Genomic DNA, 14,558 nt, shown 5'->3' on the forward strand with positions numbered 1-14,558 from the left:
CCTGGATTACCTTGATAAAAATACCAGTGAACACGCCGCCTCTGATTTTGATGGTCTCAAAGAATTTTTTGAAGATGTATGCCAAGAGTTTAATGTCAATGGTTTGGATGTAGGATTAACCGTCAAAAACAAGCGGCGTCGCCCCATAGGTGATGTTGAAACATACATGACCGATAGCTACGTTGCCGTGCCAGCCAAGCTGCTTGATCCGGATTACGACTTTACACAACACACAAAGGATAAATTAATCATACAAGCCATAGCACTGCTACGTGAAGAGCTACTCAGAGATTCAGGTCCTTCTGTAAAGTCTTCTCGTGCCATGCGTGGTGCCAAGAAAAATTGGGTAAAGGCTCATTGGGTCAATGGCGATTCCTATGATAACAAGGAGAAAGCACGTAAAGAGGGAACGATGAAAGAACGGACCCTAAATTTTACACACAAAGTAGATCAGCAAGAGCCTATAGAATTCAATACCATTGTTATGCCTGGCTCTGGTGAATATACAGAGCAAAAACTTGTCACTGCCACTATATTCAGTATTTATAACATGTCTCGGCGAAACAATGTCAAAAAATGGGTCATGACTGAAGATGATGTTCATGAAATGTGTGATCATTTTGGTATCGAGCATGATGACACCATGTTCGTTCTCTATAAACGTGGTGAATATAATGCCGAGGCAAGCCGTATGAAAGCAGCCGCCAATGAACTGCCAGAAAATGAAACAATCATCCATGATGAGTCGCAATTTTCTGAGCAACAGCGCAACGCTTAAGCGAGTTAAACAGTCACATGAACAATCAGGCTACACGGCATAGAGAAAAAGTTGCATCAGTACTATCTGGTCATACTTTTTCACATCAGATAAATGCGGCGCAGCGAGCTTTTAGTCATTTTGAAAATGGCTCAAGAGCGGTCGTTATTGCAGCAGAGATGCAATCAGGAAAATCCGGCATTGCCTTGGCACTCAGTTGCCTGCAGCGGAATTCATTATCTGACAGTGACTTATGTGATCGTCGCAAGTTAAAAGATACCTTGTACTTGGTCACGATGGCTGACCTTGCTTTGTTAGAACAAGCCAAATCTGACTTCGCTGCATGCCCCAACATGGTCGTGAGTAATTTCACGAATTTCAGGCTTACCCTGGCATCCGAGTTTAAGCATCAACAGCCACGATTGATCATCATTGATGAGTGCCATTACGGCACTCATCAAGATAGCATTCGCTACAGCGATGTATTCAATTACCTTGATAGTGAAAATAGCGATTGTAAGATTGCGTTTATCTCTGCAACACCTTTTAGCGCTCTCTATGCCGCTGGCGCTGATTCAATTCTAAAACATCAGTACCACACTCAACTGGTATTTCACAAAACAAGCTCCGAGTACCACGGTATTCGGAGCATGCACAAGCATCACCAGATCGTGAAACTTGATCCAACACAGCGCGATTTTTGCCAAGACTCGTTATTACGAAGACGATTCATTAGACAATTCCTTGAATATCAAGGCCCTGGTTGGAGTCTAGTTAGGGTACAAAGTGGTGCAGCTGCTTCAGTGAAGGCCATACTGCTCGAGCAAGGAATTGCAGAGGACCAGATTTTTATCATTGGCCAAAAGCTAGCTGGTGTCGAAGAACATGAAATTAGCTCGATTCAAGATTTCAAATACGCTTATGATACAGCCAGCCTCTTTGATGACAAGCTGATTGCAATTACCGTGGCAGGTTTTCGGGCAGGGATTAATTTTGGCTCGAAAATGAAAGATGAGCTGATCAACAGCTGGGATAGTACCATCTCCAATATCGCCGCGATCGTCCAAGCAAATATTGGCAGAGCATGTGGCTACCATGACAACATAAAGGCAATTCATTATACTAATCTTGATGCTATCGGGGCTTACAGTGAATTACTGGATCATCTTGAGTCTCAATCTGAACACTGTGACTTTGCAGCCTTACAAGCACAGTTTGAATATATCTGCGAGCGCTATGATGTCGCTGGTTTTGACCGTGGTCTCACCATTAGCAGTAGTGTAGAGAATTCCGTAAAAAACGCTATCCAGCCGGACCAGTTTATCTATTTAACTGAGCGATATCGCATAGTCCCAGTAAAATTGCATGAAACAGAACCAGAGTTCAGCAAATACAATCTCGATAGTGATGAATTAGAAGCGATTAGGCTTATTCGAGAAGAGTATCTTAAAGATGGTGGGCCTTTTATAAAAAGTGGCCGGGCTTTGCGAGGGGAACATCAAAACTGGATAAAGGCACAATGGGTCAATGGTGCCACTTACAATGACTTTACCGAGAGTTGTGCCAAAGAACGAACTTTATCATTTATTAGAAAACTTGATCAGGGTGAGCCACTATTATTTAACCAGATCGTTAATCCTGGTGGTGGTGAGAGTACAGATAGCAAGCGGTTTATGGCGACAATTTTCAGTGTGTATAACTTATCACGGCAACAGAGTGCCTATAAACGCACCATGGATGAAGATGACCTTATTGAATTATCTGCTGCACTAGATATTGACTACGATGACACCATCATCGTTTTATTTAAGCGGGGTGTGGCGCTGGCATCGTCAACTGATGAAACCAACATGTCATCGACAAGGATTAAAAGTCACTCCATTTTCAAAAAATGACTTCATACAGTTGGCCATTTATTTTAAGTAGATGGCCAATCCCACATCATATCAACATAGTACTTATCTCTTAACCAAGAGAGATCACTTTCCCACTCACTTATTGCACATCGCATATCGGCCTTTGTTTTTCTTTTTGCATTTCTGACCAGAGCAGCAATAGTATATGCGATTTTATATAGCCTTTGCGATGATTTAGGAAAACCCCATTCATCCATATAGGACTGGCTTTCGACCAATGGCAATTGGTTTTTATATACTTCGTTTAAAATCTTTTGTCGTTCATTTTTAAACAACCCTTTATCGCCGACTCTATACCCAACCGCTTGTAGGATGCCAATCTTAGGCCAGTTAATCTCCGTCAAACTGTGATTTGACGTGAGTATAGCGGTCGTGGGCCACGAAAATTGTGCCACATCCCCCACTTTACGCAGAGTTAAAATCTCACGTCCAGAACTTTTATTTTTGAATTTTTTGTTTTCAGCACGCCGTGTTATCGGGGTCGTGTTTAACTTTTTGAATAAATAATCTCGATGATGGTAGACTCTAATATACTCATCAAGCTCAGATTGAGCTGCTCCTCTTGAATAAGGCCAATCATTCAAAAGCGATATAGAAAGAGAAGATGCTATACTTTGTCTCTCATTGTAATCATGAAGTTGATTCAGCTCTGCTATCTCGATGAGTAAGTTATCTATAGCTGACGCTGGGGATATAAATGATGATGGTCCTTCTATATGTGACAAAGTTAATATTTTTCGTTTGTTCTTGTTCTTTTTTGGAGGCTTAATATTAACATTACCAACTATCGGAGTCGTATTTAACTTCCTAAATAGATAATCTCGATGATGGTAAATTCGAATATAACCCTCCAAGTCAGTAGACGATCCAGCCCTTGAGTAGGGCCATCCGCTCGCTGGTGATATAATAAAAGGCAGTGCCTCATCATGTGCATGATAGGACAACTGATCCTGGCTCACAGCGGCAGCAATATTCCAGATACTTCTCGACTCAACGCCACCACGACGCTGGACGATAGGTGCTACTTTTTTACCTACTTTTTTCTTTGCCATTTCAAACAGGGAGTTGTACCAACAACTCCCACCTATACCCTTGCTACCTTGAAACCATCAACTCTGGCGTTAAGCACTCCTGCAGACTCACACCGCCGTGATTATAGTAATCCCCCGCCTGGAACAAACTGATCCCGGGGGCCATCACTACTCGCACGGCGGGGTTCCAATGCCAGGGGCATTGCAGGTAGTCACTCTGGCCATTACCTTTCAAAATGGCGCAGCGTGGCGTGCGCAGTTCTGTCATGTGTTTGGTCAGCTCTGCTTTAGGTAGCTTCTCTGGGCTCCATAACCAGCCATGGTCGGTCACCACATGTACTCTGGTCCAACCGGCATCCAACAGACTCACAATCCGCTCAACCACCCCCTTTAAGGCATGATCGATAAATCTCGGCAGGCTCTGCTGACGCTCGTGCCCAAGATTATCCAGGTCACCACATTGCACCCAAGCCTTACCTTGTTCTGGCTCACCACAGTCGTGCCCTTCCAGATATTGCCAACCCGCTTGGGCTAGCCCTTTCTTGAAATGATGGCTCGAGAAATCAGCACCACTTTCGGCAAATTGCGGGACAAATTTGTCGCTTTCCAGATCCCCGGTTAATAAAGGGCTAAGGGGGGTCACTGCCGCTTTCGCTGTCGCCGTCAGACTAGGGAGTGCGCTCCAGCGGGTTTTCAAGCTGGCATGAAGGTTAGCCTGCGCCAAAAGATGCATAAGACGATGGCCCATATCAAGACGCAACCCATCGACAAAAAAGAGTACGGTACTGGCCCCCTGGTATGCTCCAACAGGCTCTTGCACTCCCTGGCCACCCGGATAACCCTGGCTTTTCACCAAGTTCTGGAAGTGCAAGGTCACTGCCTCCAACCAAGGGGTATAGAGCTTGCCAAGCAGCGCGGCGGCTACCTGCTCCATGGCGCTATCGCTCGCCAAGGCAATCACCTGCAGGGCAAGATCATCGGTCTGCCATACCTTCTCCTGGTAATAGCTGGCCATGGTCTCGATATCCGGCCCCCCCAGTGGCTGTCGTGTCAGTTCACTCAGCTGGCTTAACGGATCAAGCAACATCGCCCAGGGTGAGAGCCCGAGCCCAGCCCACAACCACTCACGGCGGGCTGCATGCTCAACGTTAAGCGACGCCAGGTGGGTACGAATGGTTGCTACCTCCTCGTTAACCAAGGTGGTGAGCGTCTGCGCCAGCCGTTGCTCTTCATGCTCATTGCAAAAGGGGTAGCGGGCTGGCTCAGAGAGCAATTCGCTGGGCTGCACCTGATGCAGTGCCTTAATCAATGAAGAGTGGTGTGCGGCTGTGTCGCTAAAACGCTCCCACACCGCTTGCCAGGGTCCCTGTGCATCGCACAGCAGCGGTAACAACGTGGAGATCTCAGCGTTGGCAGGGTCAATACCAAGCGCATCTTGGCTCTGCCCACAGAAGTGCTGCCAGCGGTTGCTCTGCTGCCACTCCTTTTGGATGGCTTCAGGCTCATTGAGCCAAGCCAGCATATTGCGGATTGGGTCGCCCCCCGCCAACGCATAGAGATCGCTAGTTTCTAACCGTTTGCCCTGCAAACTAGCGGCCTGGGCTTCAAGCAGATCAGGCAACACCTCTAGCAACGCTTGCTGGGTTTTACCATCTTTAGCGACATCAAGCTGCAACCCCACTTTGGGATTACTTAAAAAAGAGCCCACGCTCCAATCCCGACCGGCAGTGTTATAGGCCCACCAGCAGCCGCGATATTGCAACTCGGCAAGAGGCTGCAAGGCAAGCGAGCATTGGTCGATGGCTCGCAAATCTTTGCGACTGACGCCGGGCAGATAGAGGATCGGGATGGTATCAGTAGGTAGGGATTGCTCTGGCGTAGTGCCTGCGACAGTACCTGCAATCATGCACTTTAGCCAAATTGCGGGACCGGTGCGCTCGGTGGGTCGATACTCCCCCAGCTCGAGTAGCTCGGGTAGATAGCGCTTAATAATCGGCATGGCTGCTTGCCACTGCCGGGTTTCATCGGTCCAGAGCACCACTGCGGGCGGTACCTGCACCTGAGAGTTATAACGCGCGCTGTCGCGCAATTGAGTAACCAGATAGTCGATAACTTGCATGTAATTCTCGATTCTGTTTCGCGTCTTAAGGCTTAAGCCAACCCTTGGCGGATCAGCTCGCCATGAACAAAGGGAGAGTGGCGTTGTAAAAAAGCGAGCGAACAGTCATTTTTCAAGTAGTTGTCATAATGCCGGGCGCGCATCTGATTATGCTCCGGGCTATCGAGCTTGAGACGGGTAATAGTTGCCGCAGCATCCGCTGCATGAACGGTTCCGGCAGGATAGCGCGAATGGTTGACCGCAATCTCGCCATTGGCAAAGTTGATGATAAAGGTCTCAGGGGCCAACCCGATGGGGTCTAGCACATCATCAAACTTATTCTTATTGCGGTTCGGCCCAAGGGCGCTTAGACGGTAGTTATCCCACTCATAGGCATCACCGGCATTCTGTGATTTGGCCACAAAGTGGTCAGTTGAGGCCGCGCCAATCACCCACTCAAAATAGATTGCCAGATAGGCGCAAACACCATTGTAGGTATCCCACAACTGCTTGTTAGAGTGTGTCCAATAGTTGGGCAACTTGGATGCATCCGGCGGTGGGGCATTGAGCGCTATGCCATGAGTGGCTAACCAATCGCGCCCCGGCTGGCGCACTCTGGCATCAAAATCGGCAGGCTCAGGTTGCAATTGCACCGGGATCATAACGGCCAGCCCTTCTTATCGCAGATGGCACGCCAGCGAAACAGAAACTCATCGGTCGGCTTTAACGCGAGCAGCAATTTCTGATACATGGTAGCGAGCGCCTGGGGATCTGGAGCCGCTTGCCCCAAGAGCGCCGAAGCCTGCTTGATCAACTGTTCGTACTCTTTGGGTCGCCCACTGGGTAAGTCAAAGGCGTCACTGGTTAGCCAACTGGTGACATCCCCCTGCTTCTCAAAAGCTCGCCGGGTGAGCTTCACCTCGCCTTGGGCCAAATCCAGATCAAACCAGGCATCTCGGCTGGCATCAAACAGCGGCTCGACCGAGGCCATCACCAAGGGGGAATGGGTCGCGGTGATCAACTGCACCTTGGCCTGTTTATCAAGCAACCCCATGACGCCGAGCAAGGTGGGCACTATGCTGCGCTGCCAGCTGGGGTGCAGGTGAGATTCAATCTCGTCGATCAAAAAGGTGATCTGGGGGGTCACCGGTTCCCCCAGTTGCTTGGCCGCCTGCTGATGCTCTTGCCAGGCCCACACCAACAGATAGGCCAGGGCTAAGATACGCCGCATCCCTGATGAGGCATGCACCACCGGAACATCTTTGTGGTACGGCATGCGGATGGTCGGGATATCCCGCGCATCATCCAGGCTGATCCGGGTTAGCTCTCCCAGGGTCAGGAGCTCATCAGGAGAAGGGGAGAGCGCCTTAAGTACCGCTTTCAGGTGTTTAAATGCCGCCCCTTTCTCTTTTTGCCAGCTGGCCAGATCGCGAATAAGGCCATTACACAACCAAGTGCCATCACTACTGGCCAGGCCATCCCATACCTCGCTAGGGCTGAGAACATAAGCGGGCAGACGCTCTTGAATATCGAGCTCTCCCTGGGTGCGCCAGTAGTTACGATGCGGATCCCACAGCGCGAAACTCCCGTCAGCCATGGCATAGAGCACCAACCCTGGGTTGGCAGGCCGCCCGGGGCGGCCGGTCCAGCTCTGCTCACGCCGCACATAGCTGCTGTCGTACTGCTCCACTTTGCTCTTGCCAGTAAACGAGAAACTGATGCGCGCTTCCCCTTCAGCCGCAGGCAACGCCTTTTTGCCTGCGGTAAGCTTGGCGTTAATTTCGGCAGGCCATTTACGAGTCAACGACCACCAGACGATATCCAGCAGAAAGCTCTTGCCTAGCCCATTGTCGCCAGTCAGCAGATTAAGCCGCTGACCAAAGGTCAACGACATCTGAGCGGAAGGTCCAACATTATCTGTACTTAAGGTGTGGATCATGGAGTCCTCTTCACGATCTTTCGCCGAATCAATGTGCACCTAAATGCAAGGAGCAGTCTGTCGAGCATGTTATTCATTTCCTTCTGGTAGAGGAAATGCAGCAAAAGCTAACTCTACCATCCGTTCTGTACGGGCTGCGATATCCAATACAGTCCACGTCTCTGCGTGCGCCAGAGATTCATTCAAAAACAAACCATTACCATATCCGACTGGACGCCCCTGGCGATTAGTTCGATCTCGTTTTTCCAAAAAACTCTTGTTGCCCAGTGTGCTGTTGTAACCCGAAATCGTGAGGTTACCCAATTGATGAACATATTGCTGACGATGCTGTTCAGCTAAATCCCTATTGCCCTCAGCTATCATTTCTACCCACGCATCGGGGATGTTCTCCCCTTGCGGGAAAATATGCTCAATAGTCCATACATACTGTTTGCCATCCATTGCCCACAGATCGACCATTGACTCCTTAGTCATGTGCTGCTCTTCCAACGCACAAAGGATAAAGCGGCAAACACCAGCATTTTCTTCATACAGGTTACCAGCAAGTGCAGCCTTAAATTGCTCATCACTGGCGCTTAGAGCTCGAAGTGTTCGCGCCACACATTGGAAAACCTGATCAGCTTGGAATGTGCGAATCGTATCCGTGAGCTCCATAAAGATGCGAGTCAAATCACGAGTCGCAGGGTAATCGGTGGTGTTGCGTCTTACAAAGAAAGCAATTAGTAGAGAAACTACTCGTTCTAGATGGTCATTTGTCAGAGCCATTCTGTCACGACAAGAAAAAAGGAACAGCAGAAGCAAATACGAGGGTGCAGCCTGCACTCGATCTAACTGTTGTAGTAACTGTTCGAGACGAGGAGCATCCGGCAAAGAATGATGACCTATCAGCTGAGCATAAAGCGCAGAATGCCGCTTCATTTTGGCCAAGAAATCCGATGCATCATGATTGATGATTTTTTCGTAGATTTGAATGAGATTGGACTTCGTCGCAACAGGAACAGGAATAATCTCTTTTAAGTCAGCACGAAATCCATTGTAGTAGTGCCGGAAGAATCGCTCCTGAATTGCATAATCCTCGCCCAACGCTGCGATCACCTGGGTCCAACTATTAAAGTGTTTATCAATCTGGCCCGCATCAAGTTGCTCAAGTCTTGCCAGCAACTTATTTTTTATCAAATCGATAGCTGTTAACGGTACACCGCGATTGTTCAAAGACTCAAACAGGGTATAAGCATCAGAGTGGCTGCCCACTTCGATTTTGACTAGCGATGCCGAATTTACTTTCTCCAACAATTCATTTAGAGCATTAGTTGGATCTTGTTGTTCTGAAAGGTAAAGCTCTATTCGCCCAATAAAATGACGATAGGCTTTAACGACTCGGCGTTTACCAGCATTAGGTCTAGCTTCTACATCAGACAAGATACCTGCCATGCCCAATACCAGCAGATAATCCTGCTGATTATCATTTTGCACTTGTGGAACTAATCTAGGCTGTTCAGCATTTTTTTTAAGCACTAACTTATGCTTGAGATTATAAAGCTCAATCTGCCTTTCGATTGTTAAATTAGGTTGTGCAGAGAACACAGAATAAATGGCAGCCAAGAGGATCGATAGGGTTGTCATTCGCTGCTGACCGTCAACCAACTCAAGCTGCTGTACCGACAATGCATCTGTACTCTGATTGATACAGATGATCGACCCCAGAAAGTAGTGCAGATCATTCTCTAACAGGTCATCAAACAAGGCATCCCATTGCCATTTTCCCCAGGTATATTCGCGCTGATAACGAGGGATGGCATACACCACCCCCGCTTCGATATCGAGTAAGGTAGAAACTGGATAGTTGTGGACCGACTTAATCATGCCTGCTGCTCCCGCGCGTGTTTTTTCTCGGCGAGCGACAAGTGGTGATCGTTAATGCGCGCTCCCTCTTTTTCACCATATTGCAGGCCCAGCGTGTACCAAGGGGCGGAGGCGACGTCGTTACCGCGATCCTTGTTCCAGTTGATATTGGGCTTAAAGCGCAGGATACCGGCGCCTTTTTTGCCGACATCGGCCACTTTGAGGAAGGGGCGGATATTGAGGCGCACACCATCATTGAGATCCGGCTCCCAACCGATGGGTTGCGAGGCCAGGTGCTTCCAGCGCACAAAGATATCGAGCCCCTTTTCACCGACCAAGATGGCCTCGAGGCGCTGTTGCAGGTTTTTGGCGGCGGTCAGGCGCTCCTCTGCGCCATCGCGCTGCTCTTTAACGCCCTGCTCCTGGATGCGGATCCAATCCCCCAGATAGGTGTAGATCAGGCGCTCCAGCCCTGAACGATCTAGCTTGTGGTAGTTGACCAAGGCGGAGAAGCCATCTTTGAGACCATCCCAGATATGCCAAATAAAGGGTCTATGTTGGAACAGCTTGCAGTGCTGCTCGAAGAACTTATCGCGCAGCCAAAGCTCCAGACTCTTGCTGCCGACGGCGTCGAGCAGTTTATCCAGGGCACCAGCCTTCCAGTCATCCTCATAGGCCGCCACCAACAATTTTTCCAACCGGGTATGTGCCGGGGCTTCACCGCGCACGGCAGGGAGGCAGACGATGCCATCTTCATCGGCAAAGGCGTTCAGCTTGGCCACCTCATCGACCAGCTGACGTTGCTCATCGGCCAGCTCCATTGCCTCGTCCAGCTCAGCAGGCCACTGATAGCCCAGCAGGCGAGCTACCGCCACCTGCAGCACGGTCTCATCAAAGCGCACCGGCCCCTCTTTGGTCCATTTAGTGGCCTCATCCCAAATCGCTGAGGCACTGGGGTGACCATGGAAGATCCACTGGGTGGGATCATTGGTATGCGGTTTGGGTAAACCTTGGGGGTAAGTTTCAGCTGCTTCCTGAGTCCAAAAGTGTTCATCAAAGGGAACCGCTAAAAATGTATTGTTTGACGGTTTGAGTGATTGATCAATTAGTCTGACTTCATCATAGAACTTTTTACTAGATAAATAGCACCATAGTGCAGATATTTGACCATCAACATTGGGTACAACAACGCATGCGTTGTGATCATAAAATTCACCGCCATAAATAGATACAGGTATTTTATTCATTTGAGATATAATAATCCCTTTTTTTCCTCTTGCCTCTGTACCTGATTTCCACCCACCAAGTCTTCCTACCTCTTTTAAGGCCATCGCATGCCTAAAATATTTTCCGCTGCCATCCTCCCATAAAAGCAGTCTTTGGTAACCACTAAATAATTTAGTGTCAGATGTTGTTCCGCGTAAACCTACCCATTTAATATTTCCTGGCGTTTGCTCCCAATAAAAGCAGGTAAACTGCGGATCATCACTAGTAGCTAAGCCTTGAACAGAGATTGCATGACCTGTCAGTAATGAAGAAACATCCATTTCTTCAAATGCAATTCTTGCATCTGGATTTTTTAATTGACGTGATTGCATTACAGACTTTAAATTATCGAATCTTATTTTCCTTTCTTTCTCCAGCGCTGTTTTTAATTCTGCTACATCCACCCCACGCAGTAACGCTTCTTTAGGCGCCACACCTTTGCTTAGGGTAATTAATATCGCCTGCACTACCTCACCGGAAATAGTTTCAAAAGCCCGTGGGCCAAGACGGGCAATTAGATTCCAGGTTTGCCCGGTTAATAGCTTTTCACGGAACTTTTTATAGCTGGTCAGAAATAGCCAGTTCTGCGGTAAAACAATAGTTGAGCTGCCGCCCTGGGGATTAAAATCGAGGCAGCGCTCTAAAAATACGGTGGCCAGATCGGCTTTCGCTTCCGGGTAGTAGTTCTCACAAAAATCCTGCAGTTCGGCACACTGCTTACCGCGCCCCAAGTAGGGGACATTGGTGGCCACCAGATGGTAGCTCCCCGCCAGCAGCTTAGCTGCCAGGGCCAAGCCTTGAGCCGCTACGCTGACATCCTGACTCTCTTCGTTGCTCTCTGCCGCATTCTGCGCTTGGGCATCGAGCAGTTGCTGCCAGGGGGCCGGGGCACCCTGCGCCTTACCCTCATAGGGTGCGCGCTTAATATCGATCAGGCTGCCGAGCACTGGGGCATCGCTAAACTGGCGCATCAACCAAGCAAGGGCCGGCTCAAGCTCCGGATTTTGTTTGGCAAGCTGCTGCCACTCATCGCTGGCGGCCAGCACATCTTGCCCAGAGCAGGCGAGCTGCAAGGGAGGCAGTGGCCGATAACCACCGGCATCGGGGAAACGCCAGGCTTCGAGCGCCAGGGCAAAGGCGGCGATCTCGATACAGCGGCCATCCAGCTCCAAGCCATGCAGGTTTTGCGTGATCACCCGCTCGATGGCGGTATTGGCATCACATCCTTCCAGGTGCATGCGCATCGGCACCAGCATCAAAAAGAGCGCCACCAGAAAGTGACCGGAGCCGCAGCAAGGGTCGAGGGTTTTAAGCTCGCTGATATCTTCAGGCCAGGCGTCGTAACAACCACCGGCCGGTTGCCAGCACTCGCCCTGGGTATCCATCACTTTAACAAAGCGCAGGTAAGAGAGGGGCAGGCCCGGGATTGCGGCTCGCTCGCGGAGCTCCTGCTCATCGCTGGCATGGCGCAGATGATCATCGGTGAGACGACGTTTGGCCCACCAGGCACCCAGGGCGTTATCCAAGAGGAACGAGACCATATAGGGTTCGGTAAAGAGCTGAGTGACCGGGCTCAGTTCATCAGCCCCGATGGGCACGCCGGACTTGTTGACCTCGTCCTTGCGCTTGCTCTGCCAGAACTGATAGCACCAACCCAGGCTGTCTTGTGCCGCAAAGACTGCCGGAGACAGGGCCATGATTAACCCTTCGAGGGTACGTTGATGGTTGATGGGCAGGCGCACCGCCAGCACGGGGGAATCCACCCTAAACACCTGGGGCAACATCTTGGCTGCCAAGCGCCCTGCTAGCTCCCAGGCACTGGCGCAGTCGGGCTCTTCTTCTAACAGCTCTGCGCACTCATCCAGGGTGACCGGGGTATAAGCGTCATACATCAACAGGTTGTTTTGCTCGAGAAAACGGGCAAACAGCATGCGGTGCCACTGCTCGTAGGCCATCTCGGCCAACAGGTGAGCGGTCTCTTGCTTGCCATTATCGTGAAGCGGGTCGCCCAGTTGGCGAGCGTGGGCCCGCAGGCGGTTACGCAGCTTGCGCTGTCCGTCGTTCAGAAAGGCGGGCACAGTGGCATCAGCCACCCCTAAGCGCTCAATCTCTTCCCGGCAGGCGGTTTCAACTACCTCACGGGCGGCAAGGACGGTGCTTTCCAGCTGGTTTCTGAGGGTCTTATCCAGGGCTTGTCTCATGGTGTTGTCATATGCCTTTTGTCGGTCAGGCTAGATAGGGGCGACTCGCCCCCTCTCTTTGCCTGACTGGGCCTGAATCTGGGCCCTTAAATAGAATGCGGATATTAGGTTAAACAGCGCAGCGGCCAACGTGCCGCTGCGCTCTGTATTGGCTCTCTTGGGTTTACGTTGCTCACTAGCTGACGCGCACCGGGTTACCTTGGGTCAGTTCGCTGCGAACCTGCTCTTCTACCTGGGCCAGCCAGGCTTTCAGATCTTGTTCTGATTCAATCAGGGGCTTTGGCAGCGAGATATGGCGGACCTTGGGTTTAAGCTGCGTCACTGCATCATTGAGTGCCTTGGCAAAGTAAGAAGGCAAGGCGGCAATGCGATCGTTCCACCCCTGCCAGGAGCAGTTATCCAGGCTCTGTTGCACCTCTTGCAAGCTACCCAGTTTGAGTGCTGGCAACTTGGCTATGCCATGCTTGATGAGCAGTTGGCTCTGCTGATCGCCGGTGAGCTTGGCCCAACTTGGGTCACTGTCGAGTTCGCGGTAGCAGGCCTGGTACTCCCGCTCATAGCGGTCACAATGCGCCATGATGGCATTACGCAACGCGTTTATGGCTTTGTTGAGTAGCGGCTGCACCGGGGAAGGGCTTTGCAGCAGGGTACGACCGGCACACAGCGCCTCGCACTCTTGATTGAGCTCAGTAAACACCGCCAGTTCACGGCAGTAGGGCAGCAGACCTTGCAGGTTGTCCCACTGCTCTTTGCGTTCGGCCACCAGCTCAAGCTGCGCTTTCCAGCTCTCGAATTCGGCTTGCAGCGCCTCTTTGCCTTCAAACGCGGCGAGCAGTTGATCATTGCCCGAGAGCACCAATAGCTCATCGAGTTGCTGGGTTGAGGGGGGCAGTGGCAAGGGTGCCTCGCCCCCCAGACGGCGAGCCAGCGCCTTGGCCTGTTGTAATGCGTCGGCAAGCTTGCTGCTCTCTTCCCCGGCGTTACAACTCACCCCCAAGCTATTGATCAGGCTGCGCACCTTAATTAACTGCACCTTGCTGATGGTGGCCGTTTCGGGACGGAACTGAGTCGGGCCGACCTGAGCACGTTCCAGGCTGCGCGCATCAGTGGCATTGAATTTGGCATCGCTGGCTTTAAGTACGCCAGCTGCCAACATGGCAAAGAGTGCGCCATCGATAGCATCACGGGACCAGCCGTAAGGGGCTTTACCAAAGTGTTCACGCACTTCGCTGCCGGTTTTCATCACCCCGATAAATTTTCTGATCTCACGGCAAACCGGGTGGTTTTGTGCCTCACCCTGGTGGCCAATCGCCTCTAGCGCATCGGCATCCCCCTGGCTGGCACGGGTGTAGACCTTGGCCCACTCCTTGTGATCTGCCATATCGAAGTTGCGATAGAGGCGCACGCAGGCCGTTTCGGCCCCAGCTTGCAGTTGCGCCACCAAGGTATCGCCTCCCACTTCACTGCCACCAGAGAGGCGCAGCCACATCATCCCTTCCATCTCAGCG

At 50.7% G+C, this 14,558-nt stretch carries 7 protein-coding genes and 2 pseudogenes; 2 read left to right on the top strand and 7 right to left on the bottom strand.

The features are described from left to right. A pseudogene (locus tag ACB030_RS20040) lies at positions 1-778 on the top strand (glutathione synthase); the annotation flags it as partial. Positions 779-795: 17 nt separating this feature from the next. Then, entirely contained in the window at positions 796-2,652 is a 1,857-nt protein-coding gene (locus ACB030_RS20045) for a DEAD/DEAH box helicase family protein (protein WP_069785637.1), read from the top strand. A 23-nt stretch (positions 2,653-2,675) separates the two neighbouring features. Here the strand turns inward: ACB030_RS20045 and ACB030_RS20050 are convergent, their stop codons facing one another. The 7 genes and pseudogenes from ACB030_RS20050 to ACB030_RS20080 form a co-directional block, all read right to left on the bottom strand. Further along, positions 2,676-3,725, bottom strand: a complete 1,050-nt coding sequence (locus tag ACB030_RS20050) for a hypothetical protein (protein ID WP_223938531.1) — start codon at positions 3,723-3,725, stop codon at positions 2,676-2,678. 43 nt (positions 3,726-3,768) lie between these two features. Beyond that, positions 3,769-5,823, bottom strand: coding sequence for a BREX-1 system phosphatase PglZ type B (pglZ, locus tag ACB030_RS20055; protein WP_270809140.1), 2,055 nt, complete (start codon positions 5,821-5,823; stop codon positions 3,769-3,771). A 32-nt stretch (positions 5,824-5,855) separates the two neighbouring features. Continuing rightward, complete coding sequence (locus ACB030_RS20060) at positions 5,856-6,464, bottom strand: hypothetical protein (RefSeq protein ID WP_182951582.1); 609 nt, start codon at positions 6,462-6,464, stop codon at positions 5,856-5,858. Then, the gene (locus ACB030_RS20065; RefSeq protein WP_270809141.1) at positions 6,461-7,741 is read right to left on the bottom strand and encodes an AAA family ATPase; all 1,281 of its coding nucleotides are present in this window, start codon (positions 7,739-7,741) and stop codon (positions 6,461-6,463) included. The genes ACB030_RS20060 and ACB030_RS20065 overlap by 4 nt, the downstream gene beginning before the upstream one ends. Before the next feature lie 69 nt (positions 7,742-7,810). Then, positions 7,811-9,604, bottom strand: a complete 1,794-nt coding sequence (locus ACB030_RS20070; RefSeq protein WP_270809142.1) for a DUF262 domain-containing HNH endonuclease family protein — start codon at positions 9,602-9,604, stop codon at positions 7,811-7,813. Next, positions 9,601-13,050: an Eco57I restriction-modification methylase domain-containing protein gene (locus ACB030_RS20075; protein ID WP_270809143.1), complete on the bottom strand. Its 3,450-nt coding sequence runs from the start codon at positions 13,048-13,050 to the stop codon at positions 9,601-9,603. Before ACB030_RS20075 ends, ACB030_RS20070 begins: the two co-directional genes overlap by 4 nt. A gap of 175 nt (positions 13,051-13,225) precedes the next feature. Beyond that, positions 13,226-14,558, bottom strand: a pseudogene (locus ACB030_RS20080) (BREX system P-loop protein BrxC); the annotation flags it as partial.

Source organism: Aeromonas sp. S16(2024), assembly GCF_041403065.1.
Lineage (GTDB): Bacteria > Pseudomonadota > Gammaproteobacteria > Enterobacterales > Aeromonadaceae > Aeromonas.